This window comes from Paenibacillus cellulositrophicus (assembly GCF_009363095.1).
GTDB classification, from domain to species: domain Bacteria; phylum Bacillota; class Bacilli; order Paenibacillales; family Paenibacillaceae; genus Paenibacillus_AQ; species Paenibacillus_AQ favisporus.
In genome coordinates this window covers 2,142,985-2,162,980 of record NZ_CP045295.1, presented here as the reverse complement: position 1 = coordinate 2,162,980, position 19,996 = coordinate 2,142,985, and the positions used below count along the sequence as shown (strand labels likewise).

General features: G+C 53.3%; 19 protein-coding genes. 15 read left to right on the top strand and 4 right to left on the bottom strand.

Annotation, left to right across the window (positions count from 1 at the left end):
- The first annotated feature begins 118 nt into the window (after positions 1–118).
- Complete coding sequence (locus GCU45_RS09870; protein WP_152398799.1) at positions 119–712, top strand: nitroreductase family protein; 594 nt, start codon at positions 119–121, stop codon at positions 710–712.
- A gap of 91 nt (positions 713–803) precedes the next feature.
- On the opposite strand, the gene GCU45_RS09865 is transcribed toward GCU45_RS09870, so the two are convergent.
- Entirely contained in the window at positions 804–1,295 is a 492-nt protein-coding gene (locus GCU45_RS09865; RefSeq protein WP_152398798.1) for a GNAT family N-acetyltransferase, read from the bottom strand.
- A 169-nt stretch (positions 1,296–1,464) separates the two neighbouring features.
- Here GCU45_RS09865 and GCU45_RS09860 point away from each other — a divergent pair, with 169 nt between their 5' ends.
- The 3 genes from GCU45_RS09860 to GCU45_RS33760 all read left to right on the top strand — a co-directional run bounded on the left by GCU45_RS09860 (position 1,465) and on the right by GCU45_RS33760 (position 5,813).
- Entirely contained in the window at positions 1,465–4,329 is a 2,865-nt protein-coding gene (locus GCU45_RS09860) for a family 78 glycoside hydrolase catalytic domain (protein WP_341874552.1), read from the top strand.
- Between the two features lie 300 nt (positions 4,330–4,629).
- Positions 4,630–5,646 (top strand): TIR domain-containing protein, encoded by a 1,017-nt coding sequence (locus GCU45_RS09855; protein ID WP_167527109.1) that lies wholly within the window; start codon positions 4,630–4,632, stop codon positions 5,644–5,646.
- Positions 5,643–5,813 carry a hypothetical protein gene (locus GCU45_RS33760; RefSeq protein ID WP_163881768.1) on the top strand — a complete coding sequence of 57 codons (171 nt, stop codon included), beginning with the start codon at positions 5,643–5,645 and terminating at the stop codon, positions 5,811–5,813. The genes GCU45_RS09855 and GCU45_RS33760 overlap by 4 nt, the downstream gene beginning before the upstream one ends.
- A gap of 154 nt (positions 5,814–5,967) precedes the next feature.
- On the opposite strand, the gene GCU45_RS09850 is transcribed toward GCU45_RS33760, so the two are convergent.
- Both GCU45_RS09850 and GCU45_RS09845 read right to left on the bottom strand, forming a co-directional pair.
- Positions 5,968–6,876, bottom strand: a complete 909-nt coding sequence (locus GCU45_RS09850; protein WP_152398796.1) for an RCC1 domain-containing protein — start codon at positions 6,874–6,876, stop codon at positions 5,968–5,970.
- Between the two features lie 24 nt (positions 6,877–6,900).
- Positions 6,901–7,584 (bottom strand): DUF6273 domain-containing protein, encoded by a 684-nt coding sequence (locus GCU45_RS09845; protein WP_152398795.1) that lies wholly within the window; start codon positions 7,582–7,584, stop codon positions 6,901–6,903.
- A gap of 182 nt (positions 7,585–7,766) precedes the next feature.
- On the opposite strand from GCU45_RS09845, the gene GCU45_RS09840 reads away from it, so the two are divergent.
- From GCU45_RS09840 to GCU45_RS09825, 4 genes are all read left to right on the top strand, one after another.
- A complete protein-coding gene (locus GCU45_RS09840) occupies positions 7,767–8,558 on the top strand; it encodes a TatD family hydrolase (protein ID WP_152398794.1) in 792 nt (263 codons plus the stop codon).
- Between the two features lie 300 nt (positions 8,559–8,858).
- The gene (locus tag GCU45_RS09835) at positions 8,859–10,457 is read left to right on the top strand and encodes a sensor domain-containing diguanylate cyclase (RefSeq protein ID WP_167527108.1); all 1,599 of its coding nucleotides are present in this window, start codon (positions 8,859–8,861) and stop codon (positions 10,455–10,457) included.
- Positions 10,458–10,963: 506 nt separating this feature from the next.
- On the top strand, positions 10,964–12,235 hold the full coding sequence (gene hflX, locus GCU45_RS09830; protein WP_105444990.1) for a GTPase HflX: 1,272 nt from the start codon (positions 10,964–10,966) through the stop codon (positions 12,233–12,235).
- Positions 12,236–12,561: 326 nt separating this feature from the next.
- Positions 12,562–12,954: a YmaF family protein gene (locus GCU45_RS09825; protein WP_105444991.1), complete on the top strand. Its 393-nt coding sequence runs from the start codon at positions 12,562–12,564 to the stop codon at positions 12,952–12,954.
- Between the two features lie 9 nt (positions 12,955–12,963).
- On the opposite strand, the gene GCU45_RS09820 is transcribed toward GCU45_RS09825, so the two are convergent.
- Positions 12,964–14,697 carry a PQQ-dependent sugar dehydrogenase gene (locus tag GCU45_RS09820; RefSeq protein ID WP_152398792.1) on the bottom strand — a complete coding sequence of 578 codons (1,734 nt, stop codon included), beginning with the start codon at positions 14,695–14,697 and terminating at the stop codon, positions 12,964–12,966.
- A 460-nt stretch (positions 14,698–15,157) separates the two neighbouring features.
- Between GCU45_RS09820 and GCU45_RS09815 the strand changes: the two genes are divergently transcribed.
- The 7 genes from GCU45_RS09815 (at position 15,158) to GCU45_RS09785 (ending at position 19,991) form a co-directional block, all read left to right on the top strand.
- The gene (locus GCU45_RS09815; RefSeq protein WP_145029533.1) at positions 15,158–15,487 is read left to right on the top strand and encodes a PadR family transcriptional regulator; all 330 of its coding nucleotides are present in this window, start codon (positions 15,158–15,160) and stop codon (positions 15,485–15,487) included.
- 14 nt (positions 15,488–15,501) lie between these two features.
- Positions 15,502–16,365 carry a pentapeptide repeat-containing protein gene (locus GCU45_RS09810; protein ID WP_152398791.1) on the top strand — a complete coding sequence of 288 codons (864 nt, stop codon included), beginning with the start codon at positions 15,502–15,504 and terminating at the stop codon, positions 16,363–16,365.
- Positions 16,366–16,380: 15 nt separating this feature from the next.
- Entirely contained in the window at positions 16,381–17,142 is a 762-nt protein-coding gene (locus GCU45_RS09805) for an ABC transporter ATP-binding protein (RefSeq protein WP_152398790.1), read from the top strand.
- On the top strand, positions 17,143–17,910 hold the full coding sequence (locus GCU45_RS09800) for an ABC transporter permease (RefSeq protein ID WP_152398789.1): 768 nt from the start codon (positions 17,143–17,145) through the stop codon (positions 17,908–17,910).
- 173 nt (positions 17,911–18,083) lie between these two features.
- Entirely contained in the window at positions 18,084–18,890 is an 807-nt protein-coding gene (gene speD / locus GCU45_RS09795; protein WP_076173585.1) for an adenosylmethionine decarboxylase, read from the top strand.
- A gap of 247 nt (positions 18,891–19,137) precedes the next feature.
- Entirely contained in the window at positions 19,138–19,455 is a 318-nt protein-coding gene (locus GCU45_RS09790) for a PadR family transcriptional regulator (RefSeq protein WP_152398788.1), read from the top strand.
- Entirely contained in the window at positions 19,452–19,991 is a 540-nt protein-coding gene (locus GCU45_RS09785; protein ID WP_152398787.1) for a DUF2812 domain-containing protein, read from the top strand. Before GCU45_RS09790 ends, GCU45_RS09785 begins: the two co-directional genes overlap by 4 nt.
- Positions 19,992–19,996 lie beyond the last annotated feature (5 nt).

Here is a 19,996-nt window from a genome sequence, read left to right as displayed (position 1 = left end):
CTGCCTTGGAGTTGGAGGAGCCCGGTGGAATCGCCGGGTTAGAAATCGCGGTCCGTTTTTTGCTACAATAGTACACAGGATTTGAATAAGCATTCTTAAAGAGAGTGGGGAATGAGATATGAACGTATCGGAAGCGATCCGCTCCAGACGGAGCATCGGGAAAGTGACACAGGAGGAAGTGCCTGCCGCCTCCATTGAACAAATCCTGGAGGCGGGCACCTGGGCGCCGAACCACCGGATGACCGAGCCATGGCGCTTCTTCGTCCTTCGCGGGGAAGGACGGGAGCTGCTCGGCAACGCATTGGCGGAAGTCGCTGTGGAGCAGGCGGGCGGACCGGGATCCCCGGAAGCCGAAGCGGCGGCGGAATCGGCTCGGCAGAAGCCGATGCGCGCTCCGGTTGTCATCGCGGTGGCGGTCACGCCGAAGGATCACCCCAAGGTGATTGAATTGGAGGAGTACGGAGCGGTGTTCGCGGCGATCCAGAATATGCTGCTGGAAGCGCATGCTCTGGGCCTCGGAGCGATCTGGAGAACTGGCGAGCCGACATACCACGCCAAGATGAACGAGCATTTCGGTCTTGGCCCGAACGACAAGGTACTCGGCTTTATTTATCTGGGCGTTCCGGCTGAAGGACAGGCGCCTCAAGGCAAACGCACGCCTTACCAGGACTTGACCGTCTGGGTGGACCGGGCGGATGCTTTAAAGAAATAGAGGGTGGCTGAATAATCCGGTTGCTCTTATGCGGAAGAAGAGCCTGCGCGGCAAGCGCGGGCTTTTTTTCGTGGAACGGGAAGATGACCCGTCAGGGGGAGCATATTTCGTAAAATGCGGTTGGATAGACTCCAAACATGATTCGTTCGTCCACCTTTCTAAACCCCTGTTTTTCATAAAAGCTGCACAACTTGGGTCTGTCCGCGGCACAGTCCAGCCTTAAATAGGTCTTATCCAGCTCTTTTGTCCGCGTTTTCGCCCATTCGATCATCTCGTCAGAAAAGCCCTTCCCCGCATATTTCCTTCTTACCGCCAATTTGTGAATAAACAGGCTGTCGTTTTTGGAATCCGGCCAAAATATTGGATCCTCTTCTTGAAGGATCATCGCGGCCGCTGCTTCATAATTTTGATAACCAATATAGCATTGCTCGATGGAGCAGCTTTTCAGTATATGTTCAGGGGTTAATTGGTGGGGATCCCACATCCCCTTGCCTTCGATTTGTAACCATAACGAAGCTTCTCTAAGAATGGAAAAGAACTCGTCCAATTTGCCATCCGTTATATTCCTGATTTCTAGCCTCAAATCTTCCTCCCCCTTACGATCAATAACATAACCGCAAATTCAAGGCATGCAGCTACAATGCTGTGTTTTCCATTCTACACCGAGTGACTAAATTCCTTGTATTGAATTTCACCGCTTTACTTGACAAAAGGGCGGTGATTGTACAAAGCTAAGGGCAGAGAGGAGGCTTATGATGGATAAGCATTGGAAGGCGATGTGGATTTGGGGAGAGGGAGAGCCGAGCCCCCGGAATGAATGGAGATGCTTCCGCAAGACCTTTGCCTATGAGGGGGACCTGGGACGGCCCGTATCGCTCAGCATCACCGCAGACTCGCGCTACGTTCTTTTTGTAAACGGTTACCTGGCCGGCAGGGGAACGACGCGCTCCTGGCCGAAGGAGCAGATGTATGATACATACAGCATCGGGCACCTGCTGCGTCCGGGGGCTGACAATACGATTGCGGTGCTTGTCCTTCATTTTGGACTGGCCAATTTCTATTATCTCGCCGGGCGCGGGGGACTGATCGCCCAGGTGGAATACGGGGACGAGGTGATCGCCGCCACGGACCGGACCTGGAGAACGGCCAAGCTGGCGGCCCAGGACAGCACTTCCCCGCGGATGTCTTGTCAGCAGGGATTTGCTGAAGTGTACGACGCCAGGCTGTGGGATGAGGCATGGAACCGGCCGGGATACGATGACGCCTCCTGGAGTGCCGCGTTGGAAATTGGCCCGGCAGGCACGCAGCCATGGACACGGCTCATTCCAAGGGACATCCCGTTCCTGACGGAGGAGAAGAAGTACCCGTCCAAGGTGATGTCTTTGGCCCGCGTCAAGGCACCAAGGTTCACGGCCGCCATCGACCTGCGGAACCAGATGGTGAAGGACAGCATCACGCACGCCAACCCGGTGGGCTTTACCGGCCTTTTGGCTGCGGTACTGGTCATGGAAGAGGACGGCGAAGTAGCCATCGGCTTTCCGACCGGAACGCGGGCCGACGATCTGTACGTCGACGGCATCCGCTGCACCCCGGCGCATGTGGATCAGCCGGAAACATATTATTCGCTGACCTTGGGCAGCGGGAGTCATCTGCTGCTGATGGACATTACGTCGGGCGACCATGGCTCGGTTTTCCACATCGGAGTGGACAGCGAGGCGGCGTTTACGCTGCGCGCTCCACTTCACGCGGCACTGAATGAGGAGGGCAATCCGTTTACGGCCGTCGGCCCTTTCGATGCGGTTGAGTATATCGATTACAAGGACGGCCGGGAGCTCCGCAGGGACGATCCGGACTATTTACGGCTGAAGACGATCCGGACCGAGCAGGAGCTTCAGGGCTATGAACGCTGGATGCAGCCCGTGTCGAGACAGCTGTATTCGGCCGTGGATGTATTCGGGGCCAGCGTGTGGCGGACGCTGAGCGAAAAACACCGGGTGCCGCAGGAACTGCAGTATGCGGTGCTGCCGACGCAGAACTTCGCGCAGCTCGAGCCGTTCCCCGATGGTGACTGCGAGATCGTGATTGATCTGGGCAAGGAGCGTTCCGGTTTTATCGGCTTCGAACTGGACGCGCCGGAAGGCACGGTCATTGATGCGTACGGGGTCGAATACATCAAGGACGATTACCGGCAGCATACGTACGGCCTCGAAAATACGTTCCGTTATATATGCCGGTCCGGCCGCCAGTCCTACCTGTCGCCCGTCCGCCGCGGCTTCCGGTACTTGATCCTGACCATCCGCGAACAGCGTGGTCCGGTGAAGCTTCACGAAGTATACATCCGGCAGAGCACGTATCCCGCCGCCGAGATCGGCGCGTTCCGCTGCTCGGACGCCAGGCTGAACGATATTTGGGACATCAGCCGCCACACGACCCGGCTGTGCATGGAAGACACGTTCATCGACTGTCCTTCCTATGAGCAGGTGTTCTGGGTCGGGGACAGCCGCAATGAGGCGCTCGTCAATTATTATGTGTTCGGCGTGACCGACATCGTCAAACGCTGCCTGCGGCTGGTTCCGGAATCGGCAGACATGACGCCGCTGTATGTGAACCAGGTGCCGAGCGCCTGGAACAGCGTGATCCCGAACTGGACTTTCTTCTGGGCCATCGCCTGCCGCGAATTTATTTCCCATACGAACGATACGGCGTTTGCGGCGGAAATCTGGCCGGCGGTTCAGCTGACTATGGAGGCCTATCTGGAACATCTGAACGAGGACGGACTGCTGGAGATGAAGGGCTGGAACTTCCTGGACTGGGCCCCGATCGATCAGCCGCGTGAAGGCATCGTGACCCATCAGAACCTGTTCTTGGCCAAGGCGCTGCGCGATGCGGCAGCCATTGCGGCAGCGGCCGGGCAGGAAGGGACCGCCGCCGCATATGAGGAAGCATCCAGGCGGCTGACGGAAGCCATTAACCAGCATTTGTGGTCCGATGAGCGCCACGCCTATCTGGACTGCATCCATGCGGACGGCCGCCGTTCCGATACCTTCAGCATGCAGACCCAGGTGGTCGCCTACCTGTGCGGGGCCGCTACAGGCGGCAGAAAAGCGCTGATGGAAGCCTATTTGAAGTTTCCTCCCGCGGATTTCGTGCAGATTGGCAGCCCGTTCATGTCCTTCTTTTATTACGAGGCGCTGGAGGAGGCCGGCCAGTTCGAGCTGCTGCTCGCGGACATTCGGGCTCATTACGGGCAAATGATCGATAACGACGCCACCACCTGCTGGGAGATGTACCCGAACTTCAGCGAAAACCGGGCCAATCCGAACCAGCTCACCCGGAGCCATTGCCATGCCTGGTCCGCGGCTCCGGGATATTTTCTGGGCGAATGCATTCTCGGCGTAAAACGGCTGGAGGACGGATGGAGCAAGGTGGCGGTCGCTCCCCAGCCGTGCGGACTAGGCTGGGCCAGCGGCATCGTTCCGCTGCCGGCCGGCGGCGAAATCCGCGTCCGCTGGAACGTTTCGGACAACCGGATGACGCTGCGCGTAGAGTCTCCGGCTGATGTGGAGATCGAGGTGCGTTTTCCGGAAGGAATGCAGGGTGAGGTTGAGCTCGTATAGCGCACAAGGATATCATTCAAGCGTTTATGGTGGAGACGTACCTTATACGGCAGATGCTGCCGGTGAGGCAGCTCGTCCCTTCCCGGTACTTGGCTTGTACACGAAGGCTGCGGTTCAGCAGGGCTGTCCGCAGTCCTTTACTTTTTGTAACCTTTTTATATAGACAAGTTCTGTCAGGCATACATAGCAAACTTTGAAATTATGGGCGGACTTTCGTAAGCGCGAAAAGTAACAGTCATTGAATCTACCATGCTATGATATACTGATAATAGGTAGATTATGGATGTTCTGGAGGGAGTTATGGACAAACCTTTCGTTTTCATCGGCTCATCCAGGGAAGCCATTCCGATCGTGAATGCGGTGCAGGAGGAGCTGGAGCACTACGCGGTCGTGACTCCTTGGCATAGAGGAGTGTTTCACGCCAACCGTTATACGATGGAGGACTTGGAAGCCCAGATCCAGGGTAGCGATTTTGCGGTTTTTGTGTTCCACCCTGATGACGTGACGCTCGTGCGGGGTAAGTTATATTATACAGCCAGAGATAATACGGTGTTTGAGATGGGCTTGTTTTGGAGCAAACTGGGGAGAGAACGGGTATTTTTTCTCGTTCCGTCGCATATTCCTGAGCAGGAGGATGAGGAGGAGGAACGGATTGAAGGCTTTAAGACGCCTTCGGATCTGTTCGGCATGACCACGCTCACCTATCAGATGAACCCGCGCAACTGGAATGCGGCCGTGGGCGTCTCGTGCAGTAAAATCGGCAGCATGATCGAGCATTGGGGCAGCAAACAGAGCGATCCTTACGATCTGCTGCGCGAATCCGAAGAGGAAAGGGACAGGCTGCTGAAGATTATCGGCTTTTTTGAGGAATTGAATCATAAGCCTGCACTCGATACGGATATTTACAACCGGATCTGCCGGGCGCTGCGTCTGTCGTTTATTTCCACGCCGTATACGGTCAGCGGCACAGCACTTTTCAAAGCCGGGGACCGTACAATAAAGCAGGTCGGCAGCGACGGGGTTGGCGAAATCGGCTATGAATATTCCTTGGATGCCAATGTCAACCTGAGACCGGGAGAAGAACCGATCCATGTGGTGGACGTTCACGCCAGCGGAAATGTGACATTTAGTCAACGAAATCGCAAATCGGTTGTGAAGGAATATATCTTGTGTTATCCTTTAGCGAGAAGATACGTGTTCACGGTCCACCTGAGGGGTTCCGTCCAGGTCACGGAGCAGATTTTTGAGGAGTTATGTTATCTCAATAAAGCGTTACTGGATTCAATTCATGATTTATTAGGAGGGGAATCGTCATGAGTCAACGACACAGACCCACTTTTCGCAAATATGGTCTTAGGAGTACGGCGATCCTGCCTCTGAGCGGGCTGAAGAAAGTGGTAGCCCCGTCCGTTGACGGCCCAGACGAAACGTATACCGTTCTCTTTGAGAAGAAGGCGGAATACGGCAAACCCGTATACAAATAATGACGCTAGACCGCACTCCGTCAGGATGCGGTCTTTTTTATATAATCGGGCGGGATCGGATACTCCGGGCGATGTCAACCGCCTGGTTCAATATCGCGTACCCCTTGCCTAATTAGAAGTCCGGCTCATGTTTTCGCGTGGAATGCCGAGTTATTCATATTGATAACGAAGTGCCGGGCACTTGGATGCCGCGCCAGCCGCTGACATCGCACTGGCCATATTCGTTGTGACCCACAGCCACCACCGTGCCATCCGATTTCAGGCCGACGGTATGCGTACAACCCGCCGCGACGGCCACCATATCGCGCCAGCCGCTGACATCGCACTGGCCATATTCATGATGACCTACAGCCGTCACCGTGCCGTCCGATTTGAGGCCGACGGTATGATAACTGCCCGCCGCAATCGCCACCATTCCGCGCCACCCGCTGACATCGCATTGGCCATGTTTATTCAGACCCACAGCCGCCACCGTACCATCCGAGTGAAGCCCGACGGTATGAAGGTAACCTGCGGCTGCCGCGACGATGCCGCTCCAGCTGCTAACATTGCATTGGCCATACCGATGATTACCTACAGCCGTTACCGTGCCGTCCAATTGAAGACCCACGGTATGCCAGTCACCCGCTGCGACCGCAGCTATATCACGCCAGCCGCTCACATCGCATTGGCCTTCTTGATCTCGACCCACGGCCACCACGGTGCCATCCGATCGCAGGCCGACGGTACGGCGCCAGCCTGCCGCTACCGCTGCGATATCGCGCCAACCGTCTACGCTGCATTGGCCATGCTTATTCCAACCCGCCGCGACCACCGTACCGTCCGATTTCAGACCGACGGTATGGGCATTGCCTGTGTTCGCCGCCATATGAACATTACCGGCCGCAACCGCCACCAGATCACGCCAGCCGCTTACATCACATTGGCCGTATTTATTATCGCCTGCAGCCACCACCGTGCCATCAGATTTCAGACCAACGGTATGACGAGGACCCGCCGCTATAGTTTGCCTAGGCCACTTGCTCACCTTTAACGCCGCTTCTTTCGATGCCATGCAATCCATGTCTTACCTCCTTGAAAACAAGACTCAGGAAAGATTTATTTTTATAGCAGGACGCACGCCATAACCGCTTATGCTGTTATTCCCATAGCTGCGAATACTGCAGCCTGTCCCTACAAAATATGCGCGTGAAGGCTTGTTGCCTTGGGTTCGCAGCCACCACCAGGAGCAGCCGGTTTCTTCGCCGTCCTTGAGGATATAGTTGTCTTTGTTGGTTTTGTCATATACATATAAGCGGCATCCATCGGGCTTTTTCGTCTTGGCAAAATCGGTTCCAGCCGCACGCCTCACATCCTTGCCGTGAACCCCGGATAAGTTCTCTAGCTCGGCAGCGCTAAGCAGAAAGACCTTGTCCTCTGTGTCCGGGCAGCCCTCTCCGTTGTCCGTGCAATGTGTCGTCTTAATGAACTGCTTTTCGGCGTCACTAAATGCGGCGCTATAGAATTCATCGTTCAGCCACTCGCGCAAATCGCAGTCACGCCAGGCCTTTTCCGTGGATTCACGCCACCCCATATCCGCGCTCTTGCCATGATACCTCTTGCAGTCCAAAATATACTCACTCAAAACAAACAGCTCGTTTCCTGAATGATGAAGAACACGCCATTGTATCGCCAGTTCTTGACCGTCTGCAGACTGCGGATACGTGCCGAACATAATGAATTCGCCGGGCTTTACGTTCCGGTACGTCACAGCTGAATGATCCTTTTCCATGAAGCTTTCCTCCCTCGCTTTTCATTTCAACTTCGATCATATAACATTCATGCAAGATTTCATTTGAAATATCAGGAATCCTTGTGCAGAGGATCGTTGTCCCCTATAATATTGGTGCCGTACTTTATGGTTTGACTTTAAGGTAGATGCCTTAAGATAGATAACGAAAGGAATTGGCAGCCATGACTTTACCGATCATTGATATCGGCGTTAACCTGATGAATTCATCGTTCGACCGGGACCGGGAGGAGGTGTTGGCCCGGGCCGCTGAAGCGGGCGTTGAGCAGCTGATTATAACCGGAACGTCCGTGGAGAGCAGCGAGGAGGCGGCGCACTACGTAAAGTCGTATCCTGGCAGGTTGTTCTCGACGGCAGGCGTTCATCCGCATGACGCCAAGGACTGCGGACCGGATACGGCAGAGCGGCTGCGGCGGCTGGCCGGGCTGCCTGAGGTTGTGGCGATCGGCGAATGCGGGCTGGACTACAACCGGGATTTTTCCCCGCGCGACGTGCAGCGCCGCTGGTTCGAGGAGCAGCTGCGCCTGGCGGAAGAGCTGGACATGCCGCTGTTTCTGCATGAACGGGACGCGAGTGCCGATTTTGCCGCGATGCTGAAAGACCACCCGGCATTGATTCAGCGCGCGGTCGTGCATTGTTTTACGGGCAGCGCAGAAGTGCTGTACACCTACCTTGAGATGGGGCTGCACATCGGCATTACCGGCTGGATTTGCGACGAGCGGCGGGGCGGGCATTTGCGTGAGCTCGTCCGGGACATTCCGCTGGACCGCCTGATGATCGAGACCGATGCGCCTTATCTGACACCGCGCGATCTGCGGCCGAAGCCGAAGGGCGGACGGAACGAGCCCGCTTTCCTGGCGCACATTCTCGGGGTCATTGCCGACTGCAGAGGGGAAGAGCCTGCGGCGCTGGCTGCGGCTACGGTAAGGACGACCCGGCGCTTTTTCGGAATTTAAGAGGCGACATAACGCCGCTCTAACTCTGGACATCCCAGGACAGCCGCAGCGGGCAGCCGACCAGGCTGCCCTTTTTTAAGAGATAAGAAAGTATAAGTTTCGGAGCTTCTGCTTCCTGATCTCGCAAGAAAAACTTCCTCTAGACGCGGTCTGTCTTCTTTGAAAGTACGTCGATAGACGTTTTTCTTATTACGGCAGATGGCACAACACGCTATAGATGCACTTCCGGCGTTCATGTATAATGTAAAGCGTCACGATGCGACATCTTTTTCTATTTTTAGACTCAAGGTGGATATAACGTTGAAATATTTGATCCAAAAAGGTTTTACGCTCCGGTTTACGATCAGCCTGCTTGTCATTATTGCGATCCTGCTTACGATGCTGACCAGCATCACTTCAGCCGTTCAAGTCAACCGCGCCTCCTTAATTGGCAATTATCTTCAGAATAATGAGCAGTATGCCAAAAAGCTGGCTTCCAATACGAACGAGCTTCTCGTTACGATGCAGCAAAATATCAATGCGATTGCCAAAATATCCGGGCGGAGCCATGAGATGGATGCCCAGCTCTTTGACGATCTGTTTCAGGAGAATACGCAGTATTTCAACTCTATAGTCGTTGCAGACGCCAACCGTATCGTCAGGGCGCTCAGTCCGCATACGATCGGCATTGAAGTCGGGGATCAGCTGACCTCGGCCCAGAGCAAAATGGCGGTCTCCTTGAAAGCGCCTTTTATTTCGAACCCCTACCGGGCGACGACAGGGAGGTACATTATCCTCATTTCGGCACCAATCGTCGATGTATCCGGTGCTTATCAAGGGTTTGTCGGCGGAACCATTTATCTCGAAGATAAAAATGTGCTCAGCACGATGCTGAAGGAGCACTTTTTCGGCAACGGGTCTTACGTTTACGTAGTGGAAAAGAACGGGGCCATCATTTTTCATCCGGACAAGCAGCGAATCGGCAAATCGGTCATCAGCAATCCGGTCGTGAAGAACGTCCTGATGAAAAAAAGCGGATCGCAGCGGGTGACGAACTCTGAAGGGGGTCAATTCTTTGCGGGTTACGCTTATGAACCGAGCAGCTCCTGGGGGATTATTTCCCAGACGCCGACGTCGGTCATTGACAAGCCGCTTCATGATTTGATCAAGAGGGTGCTTCTCGCCTCCCTTCCGTTCCTGCTGCTGATCCTCATTTTGGGATGGTGGGTGGCCAGCCGCATTGCCAAACCGCTCAATACGCTGGCGCAATTTTCCGACCAGGCCACGCTTGGCTCGGCACGCCCGCAGAACGTTCCCGACATTAATTCGGCTTATTATGAGGTCAGGCTGCTGTCGCAAAGCGTCAAAATCGCGTTCCAGCACTTGAATCAGGATTTGACCCAGCTTCGGAACGAGGCGGGCGTCGACGAGCTGACCGGGCTGGCCAACCGGAGGACGCTGGATACGGTGCTGCAGCAGTGGACCGAGTACCATGTGCCCTTTGCGGTCATTTTAATAGACATTGACCATTTCAAGGGAGTCAACGATACCTATGGGCATGTGCTCGGCGATCAGGTGCTGAAGCACTTGGCCCAGCTGATGCAAAACGTGTCCTTGGAAGGGGATTTGTGCTTCCGCTATGGGGGCGAGGAATTCGGGATTCTGGTACAGCGCAGCGGGCCGAGGGAAGCTGGCGTGGTGGCCGAACGCTTAAGAAAAGAGATGGAGAGAACCGCGAACCCGATCGGAGTGACGGTGACGATCTCGGCCGGCGTAGCGGCATATCCCGAGCATGGACGCTCACCGCGCGATTTGATCCTGAAAGCGGACGAGGCGCTGTACCGGTCCAAGACGGGAGGGCGCAACCGCGTCACGTTGTCGGGGGAAGCAGAGGTTAAGCGGGCACAGACGGGGAGGTAACGAAAAAGTTCCATCTTTTTGGAAATTGGGAATTGTATCCGCCGCGCTGTTGTGTTAACATGGGGATACCTATAATGATCGGAGGGTTCGAATAAGATATGTACTACATCAAATTCCGTTTTTTCACTTTGTGCCGCTAACTGAATAGTGCTCAAAGGCTCTGCCCCTGTGCGGAGCGAACGGGATTGGTCTGCATATCCTTTGGAACCCGATATATACGTGCCGAGTGTGCTCATTATTTGAGTGATGCCGGGTGTATGAGAGGGAGGGCGATCCGCCCTCTTTTTGCTGTCTTCAGGCAGCCGTACGGCGTTCCTCATGCAATAACATAAAACCAGCCTGATTGGAGAATGCTTAGGACACCTTAAGCTTGACGGACAGCTGTCATCGAGCAAGGGGGTTCTTCTTTTCCAGTGCTGATATATCCGTTCGCTTTAAACCACAGGGTACAGCCTGCGGTTTTTTCGTTTCATCGAACCATTCAAGCTAATTCGGAGGTAAAATATATGGAACCCATTCAACAAAAAGCGATACTGGTCGGCGTGAACCTGAACAACCAGCCCGATTTCGAATACTCCATGGAGGAGCTCGGCAATTTGGCCGAAGCCTGCGAGGTGGAGGTCGTCGGGCAGCTGACGCAAAATATGGAGCGCGTCAACAAATCCCATTACATCGGTACCGGGAAAGTCGAGGAACTGGGCGGCTTATTCCGGGGACTCGAGGCGAATCTGATTATTTTCAACGACGAGCTCTCGCCGTCGCAGCTCCGCAACCTGGAAGCGGATCTGGAGTGCAAGGTGATCGACCGAACGATACTGATTTTGGATATTTTTGAAAAAAGGGCCAAAACGCGGGAAGCCCAGCTTCAAGTGGAGGTTGCTCAGCTGCAGTATATGCTGCCGCGCCTCGTGGGCCTGCGCGAGTCTCTCGGACGGCAGGGCGGCGGCGTCGGCATGCACAACCGCGGCTCAGGCGAAACCCGGCTGGAGCTGGACCGCCGCCGGATCGAGGAGAAGATCAGCGCCTTGAACAAGGAGCTGGAATCGCTGGTGTTTCAGCGGCAGACGCAGCGGAAGCAGCGGAAGAAAAACGAGCTTCCGGTCGTGTCGCTGGTCGGCTATACCAATGCGGGCAAATCGACAATCATGAATGCCATGCTGGAGGCCTATTCTGCGGCCGGACCGACCGGTGAGAAGGCGGTATTCGAGAAGGATATGCTGTTCGCCACGCTGGAAACATCCGTGCGGAGCATACAGCTGGAGGATCATAAATCCTTTCTGCTCACCGACACGGTCGGGTTTGTCAGCAAGCTGCCCCATCATCTCGTCAAGGCGTTCCGGTCGACGCTGGAGGAAGTGTCCGAGGCGGACCTGCTCATCCATGTCGTGGATTACTCGAACCCGAAGTATGAGCAGCTGATCCGAATTACGGAGAACACGCTGAAGGACATCGGCGTTACGGACATTCCTACCATCTTTGCTTATAACAAATGCGATCTGGCGGGCGTGGACATTCCAGAGGTCAAGGAGAAAAGCGTCTATCTGGCAGCCAAGCCGAGAATCGGGATGACCGAGCTGGTGGATCTGATCCGCAGCTCCGTGTTCAAGGATTACGTCACCTGCGAAATGCTGATCCCGTATGACCGGGGCCAGGTGGTTTCGTATTTGAACGAGCATGCCAGCATCCACGCAACCGAGTATGAAAATGAAGGTACACGGCTCTCGCTGGAATGCCGGCTTCAGGACTTTGAGAAATATCGCGAATACGTTATAGAATAATGCTGAATTAAACGTCTATCGACGTACGTTCGCCAGAGACCGAAAGCGTTGGTTCAGCTCCGCTGAAAATTTATGAATTCTATCATCTACAAAAAACCTGCCGATTCACGACAATCTGTTGTCGTGACCGGCAGGTTTTTTGCTGCCTATCCATCAGGTGGATGACCGCCATGGCTGAACGTTTCAACCGTTTGTAAGATTTTTAACTGTAAACCATATTTCTGCATATTGGAACAGGCTAACGCCATATGATTTCTGCGTATGAGATGAAGCCGATGTTTTTTGCTTGATCAAACCGATAACTTGAATCATAGGAGGTTCGTCAATTGGAAATCCCAATCACAGGTTTGCTGTTTCATTCTGAAGGTTCCGGTTCCGAGCATCATCACAGCCTGCTTATTACTTCGTGGGATGGAAGGCCGGTCAGAGTCCATGTTCATCCGATTTCAGGTGATACTTCGTTTGACGTGGGACACTATCATCACTACGCCGGAACAACGGAACCCGCCCCCAGCGGCGTTCCCCATGTCCACCGTTATCATGTAGAAACATCTTTTAATGATCAGCATGTTCATTATATTCAAGGGACGACGGGACCGGCCATTCCTCTGCCGGGAGGCGGGCATTATCACGATTTTGCGGGTTATACCACCGTTAACGGCAGAATCCCGCACTCACATCGGTACGGAGGCAGAACTGGGAACGAGGAGGAGGATTAAGCCGATCCGTTATATTTTCACGATCTTCCACAGGCTGCCGGTTCCAGGAGTCGGGTTATGCTTACCCATCAGGCCAAAATCGACAAGGTACAGCTCATTTCCTTCGGCATTAAATTTGACATCAATGGGCCGGATCGGCCCTTGTTTCGTGGATTCGCCAAGCGGATTGGTCAGAAAGTTGGAAATTTGCCCGGTATCCAGGTTGACTGTAACCACTTTGAATCCAGGAAGTTCCTCGGTTTTTTCAAAACCGGATTCTCCAAACTGGGCGACATACAGCTCCCCTGGACTGCCGAAATCAGCGTTTGTACAAATATCAAATTTCATGGAAGCGCTATGCGGCTGCAGACGGGCCAGCGGTTGGGCGGCAAGCGGAGGATGGTTGCGGATAAGAAAGGCAGGCTTTGCTTGTTCCGCGGCATGAAAGTGGGGGAGGGTTACGGGCAAACCGCTAAACAGCTCCGGAAATCCGTACCATCCCCCTGGGGTGACTTCCCAAATCTTATCCCAATCCAGTCTGATTTGCCGGCTCCCCCGCGGATCCGCGCCATGGTCCGTTACGATCAGTTTCCCGTTCATTGGGGAAAATCTTAAACCAAACGTATTCCGGAAGCCGTCTGCGACGATCTGTAGGTGGCTTCCGTCAGGATTACAGCGGTAAATGACACCGTTAGCCAACAATCGGCCTTGTACGATGTCACCCGCTTTGCTCGGAGCTCCAAAGGCATGGTATGCCCCCGTTACTGCTGCCCCTGGTTGATCGGATAGCGGATCCCGGGTAATAAAATTGGTGCCGATCAATTCCAAGTCTCTGGCCGGCACATCGTGAAATTGCGGGTGATGCTTCAGGATCAGCATATTGTCCAGCCCTACAACAGCCGAATTCGTGGCGGTACCAACAGAAAAGTACAGTTTGCCTTCAGGGCCGAACAGAATATCTCCGGTAAAATGGTCCCCGCATGTACGCAGCCCGCTAACAATCGTTTGCCGGGTACCGTCCGGCGATACTCGAATAATTTCCCCGCATCCGTCTGCCGGCTTTTCCCCTAAATTTCCTGCAGCTACATACAAATCCCCATGATGCCAGGCGATGCCTGTCACAGGACCTCCGAATCCTGAAGCGATTTCGTTAAAGGAGCCATCCGTTTCCAGGCGAAGTACGCGGCCCATTCCTGGTTCAGTTCCGTAAGCAAACCCGGCTTCGGCAACATAGACCGCTCCTTGGGGGTCAAATGTCATAACGGTCGGGAACGTGAGTCCTGCGGCGATCCGCGTTAACCGGTACCCCTTTTCCAATATGTAATCGGGCTTTTGCGTTTCGTGTTGGGGGGTGAAAAGCTGACCAAAGGCCGCTTTTAATTCCGTAAGCGTATTGACCTGCGTCAGCTGAGACTTCATCAAGTCTTCAATGCCCAATGGATACGAGGAATCCGGCAAAAAGTAATCGTGATAGCTGATGTACTCCTGTAATAATTCATACTCCCGCTGATGGAGTTCTTTAATACAGTCCATAAGCGGATTATACCTTATATTCACCGTTGCAGAAGGACTGGATATCCCAAGCGAAGCAGCGAGCTTCCTCAATGCATCCAATTGCTGTTCCTGCTTGTTCAGCAAATCGTTCAGCGGTGCCTTCAGTTTGGGAAATGGATTATTCTCTTGAAGATGCCGGTACAGAAAATAATTGACCCATTCCCAGTGATACTGCTTTTGAACCATTCCCTGCGGTACATATTCGTTCATTGATACACTCCTCCTCGATCCTCCAAAAGGAAAGTGGTGTCCAGAATGTCGCTAGATGTCCAGATTAAGGCTTGTAATGTATATTCCATCTCGGATTTCAATAGAAGGGTCATGACTGAATAGAAGGGTCATGATTGAATGAAAAAACGGGTCATTTCCCGGAAAATAATTTGTCGGACGGCAGCCCATTTTGCAGCAGGCTCTCATAAAAGGGCTGATGCTAAAAACAGCGGTGAACTAGGACTGGAAGTGTAGTCTTAGATTGCCGCTGTTTTCTATTTTCGGCAGGGGTGAACCATTTAACCGCAAAAAACTCCCGTTAAACCGAGTTTGATTTTTGCTGAATGTACGCCGTTTCTTATTCTTCAAGTACCTGTATTTTCGGCAAAGTAATTTTATTGACAAATTACCTTGACAGTCATAGTAGTATATCGTATCATGCAGATATGGAGGTGATGACATGAAAGACAACAAAATCACATCCGACCTGCTGCGAGGCCATACCGACACGATGATTTTACGACTCTTATCCGAAGCCGACCGCTACGGTTATGAAATTGTCAAGCTGATTGTCGAGCGTTCGGGCGGTGAGTATGAATTAAAGGAAGCCACGATGTACTCCAGCGTTCGGCGGCTTGAAGGTGACGGTGATATCGAGTGGTATTGGGGCGGTGAATCGCAGGGCGGACGGCGCAAGTATTTTCGGATGACCGAGAAGGGCAAGGCAACTTATGAACGCAACCAAAGCAACTGGAAGTACGCCAAGCGCGTACTTGAAAACTTATTATAAGGAGAGATGATGGGATGAACGAGAAATTGACGAACTATCTGAACGAGGTTTTTGCTGTATACGAAGGGGTGAGAAGCGTCAGCGAATTAAAGGCCGACCTGCACTCCGATCTGCAGGAGCGGTTCCGTGAGCTGAAAGCCGAGGGCAAGGACGATGAAACGGCTTTGGAGATGACCATCGACAGTATCGGGGACATTGAGCAAACCGTACTGGAGGTGGCAAACCTTTCCCGTTCGCTGGAGCGGCAGGTGCTGACCAACCTCAGCGCGAGCAACTTGGCCGAAAGCGACTTTGCGGGCGTTACCGCACATAAGGGGAAATTCACATCAAGCACGCTCCGAGGCTCCGACTTCACGAATGCGGACTTGACCGGCAGTTCATTTAAGAGCAGCGATGTGAAGGATGCCCGTTTTGACGGCGCAAACCTGACCGACTGCAACCTGACCACCCTGGACCTTGCCAATGCAAGCTTTAACCAATCCACTCTTGTACGAACGAACTTCAGCAAGTCGTGGCTGGCCGGAGCCACATTCACAGGCGTTCACCTGACCGACGTCAACCTGACGATGACCGCTCTCACCAAAACCGTCTTTGAGGATTGTGTATTCGACGGAGTGGACTTCACATCTTCCGATCTGACAGGGCAGCGCTTCGATGGTCAAATCTTCATTGGCGTCAAGTTCGACAGAGCCGGGTTGAAGGAAGTTTCGTTCAAGGGCGCTACGCTCAAAAATGTGTCTTTTCAAGGGTCGTTGTTGTCCAAGAAATATTACCGCGCCATTAAAACGATCTGCTTTGACGGGGCGACGATGGATAAGTTGACCTTTGCCGCGCTCAAGGGCATGGATGCCGATTTGTCAAAAGTTACGGTGGTCTGAAAAGGAGGAGAAGATATGCCAAACAAGTCGATTCAAGTCAAAGGACTGCAAAAATCCTACAAGCAGCAGCAAGTTCTAAAAGGTGTGGATTTTGAGGTGGATCAGGGAAGCATTTTCGCTCTGCTCGGCTCCAACGGGGCGGGTAAGACGACAACCGTAAAAATCCTTACCACGCTGCTTAAGCCTGACGGCGGAACCGCTACCGTCAACGGATTCGATGTCACCTCAAAGCCGGACCATGTACGGCAGTCGATTAGTTTGACCGGTCAGTTTGCCGCCGTGGACGAAAATTTGACCGGGCAGGAAAATCTCATCATGATCGCCAAGCTGCGGCATCTTGCAGCTCCGCGTGTGGTCGCCCGCGATCTGCTTACGCGCTTCGGCTTAACGGATGCCGCGAACCGGAGAGTATCTGCTTATTCGGGAGGGATGCGCCGCAGGCTCGACCTCGCTATGAGCCTGATCGGAAAACCGCAGATCATTTTCCTTGACGAGCCGACGACAGGGCTTGATCCCGAGGCGCGCATCGAGGTGTGGAAGATCGTCAAGGAGCTGTCGGGCGGCGGCACCACAGTATTCCTGACCACGCAGTACCTGGAGGAAGCCGAACAGCTTGCCGATCGAATCGCCATTCTGCATGAGGGCAAGATTATCGCGGGCGGCACGCTCACGGAGCTGAAAAAGCTGTTCCCGCCTGCAAAGGTGGAGTACGTTGAAAAACAGCCTTCATTGGAAGACATATTTCTTGCCATCGTTGGCAAAAAGGAGGAAAAGTAAATGGAAGCGGTAAAGAAGCATTACTTCAGCGATATGGGTGTGATGCTCGGACGTTCCATGCGCCATATATTCCGCAGCTGGGACACCATTATCACGGTCACGATCATGCCGATCGCATTTATGCTGCTGTTCGTTTATGTATTCGGAGGTGCCATTCAAACCGGCACGGATAACTATGTAAATTATTTGCTGCCCGGCATTTTGCTGATTGCCATTGCAAGCGGAATTTCTTATACGGCTTATCGCCTGTTCATCGATGTGCAGCGGGGTATATTCGAGCGGTTCCACTCCATGCCGATTGCCCGTTCCACCATGCTGTGGGGACATGTGATCAGCTCGCTGGTATCCAATGCCATATCGGTGGTCGTTATCGTACTTGTTGCGCTCTTAATGGGCTTTCGTTCGTCGGCTGGGCTGCTGCCATGGCTTGCCGTAGCTGGCATACTGATGCTGTTTACACTGGCGTTAACGTGGGTCGCGGCGATTGCCGGGTTGTCCGCCAAATCCGTAGATGGCGCAAGCGCCTTTTCCTATCCGATTATCTTCCTGCCGTTTATCAGCTCCGCGTTTGTGCCGACCGATTCGATGCCCCGGGTCGTTCGCGCCTTTGCCGACAACCAGCCGGTGACCTCGATCGTGGAAGCGATCCGTTCGCTGCTGTCAGGTCAGCCGGTGGGCAATGATATCTGGGTCGCTCTTGCATGGTGTGTCGGAATCATGCTCGTGGCATATGTTTTTGCGATGAGGGCGTATAAGAAACGGGTGTAATATCCGTAAATCCCCGCTTATCTCAAGCTGCTGCCTACCATCCGGCATTGTTTGTCCCTGCCCCATTTGGGGTAAAAAGTGTAAATAAACAAAAGCTGCCGTTCTAGACGGATAATGCACCATGATCAGGGAATATTAGGCAGTGGACATGAAGACAGCGGGGTGAATGTGCAATGAAGGAAATACCGGAGCAGCACGTTAAGCTGCATGGGTTTAACAACCTGACGAAGTCGCTCAGCTTTAATATGTACGATATCTGCTTTACGCGGACCAAAGAAGAGCGCGAGGCTTACCTGGAATACATCGATGAGCAGTATAATGCGGAGCGTCTGACGACGATTCTGAAGACGGTGTCGGATATTATCGGGGCTCACGTTCTAAATATAGCCAAACAGGATTACGTGCCGCAGGGGGCGAGCGTGACGATTCTCGTCTCCGAAGGGCCAGTGGTGGAGGTTCCGCAGGAATCCTATTCCGAATCACCAGGGCCCCTGCCGGACTCAGTCGTCATGGCCTTGGATAAAAGCCATATTACGGTTCATACGTATCCGGAGTTCCATCCGGACGAGGGCATCAGCACCTTCCGGGCCGATATCGACGTATCGACCTGCGGGGAGATTTCGCCGCTGAAGGCGCTGAACTATCTCATTCATTCTTTTGACACGGATATTATGACCATCGACTACCGGGTTCGGGGATTTACGCGCGATATTAGCGGCCATAAGCTGTTCATCGACCACGATATCAATTCGATCCAGAACTATATCCCGGATGAGGTGAAGGATATGTACGACATGATCGACGTGAACGTGTATCAGGAGCATATCTTTCATACGAAATGCAAGCTGCGGGAATTTGACCTGGACAATTACTTGTTCGGCTATACGAAGGATACGCTGAGCGAGAGCGAGCAGGAAGAAATCACGGAGCGGATTACACTGGAAATGGACGAGATTTATTACGGCAAAAACTTGGTTTGAGGCAATGAACCTGGTGCGGAAGTGATGAAGTTAAATTCGATAAGGCGATGAAGTCATGAAAGAGAATAAAAGCCTAACTACGCTGGCAATAAGGCGCTGTGCTCACACATAGGGGTACGGCGCTTTTATTTTGCTGGCGGCAGATGCCTGATGATTGACACATTATATCACGATGTGATATATATTAGATGACGATGTGATGCATCACAACGTGATATAGTGGAGCGAAGCAGGCGGGGGATGGAAGATGGACTTGGAAAAAGCTATAAAGCGGTATATTCCGATGAGCGAAACGATGTTTTATATCCTTCTGTCGCTGCAGACACCGAACCACGGTTACGGCATTATGCAGCATGTCAAGGAGAAGACGAACGGCCGGATTACGCTGGGTGCAGGAACGATCTATCAGAGTCTGGGCAAGCTGGACGGGGATCGCCTGATCGAAGCCGTCAAAGAAGAAGACCGGAAGAAAATTTACCAAATCGGCGAGCTGGGCATGCGGATTCTTAAAATTGAGGCGGAGAGGATTGCCGAGCTGTACCATAATTCGGAGGGATTGCGATGAAGGACACAAAGAGCGTCTGGTTCCCCGCCTATCGGTATGTAGTACCTGCGAAGCTGGAACGCTGGCTTGAGCAGATGTCCATGAGCGGATGGCATGCAGACCGAATCCGTCAGTGGAGTTCGCTGTACATGACCTTCCGGCGGGGAGAACCGAAACAGTACCGGTACGTGTATGATCTGCAAGCTGTGCCGAGAAGGGATTACAAGGCGACGTACGAACAGTTTGGCTGGGAGTTGGTCGGCAAGATGGCGAGCGTGTACATTTGGCGCAAGGATTACGACGGGGAGCGGCCCGAATCTTTCACCGACACCGAGAGTTTGCAGCAGCGCGGCAGCCGGGTGATCCGGGCGATTTCGTTTTCATTCTATCTGTTTTTGCTGGCTGCTGTTGGGTTGACGGTAGGTCTGGTACTGTTTTTTGACGGTTTGACCACGGAACAAAAAATTCAGTATGCGGTGGGGATGCTGCTCGCTTATGGTTTCACGGTTTATTTAGGAATGGTGATGCGGAGCGTTTCCCGGACCAAAGAGTATTAGCGGTA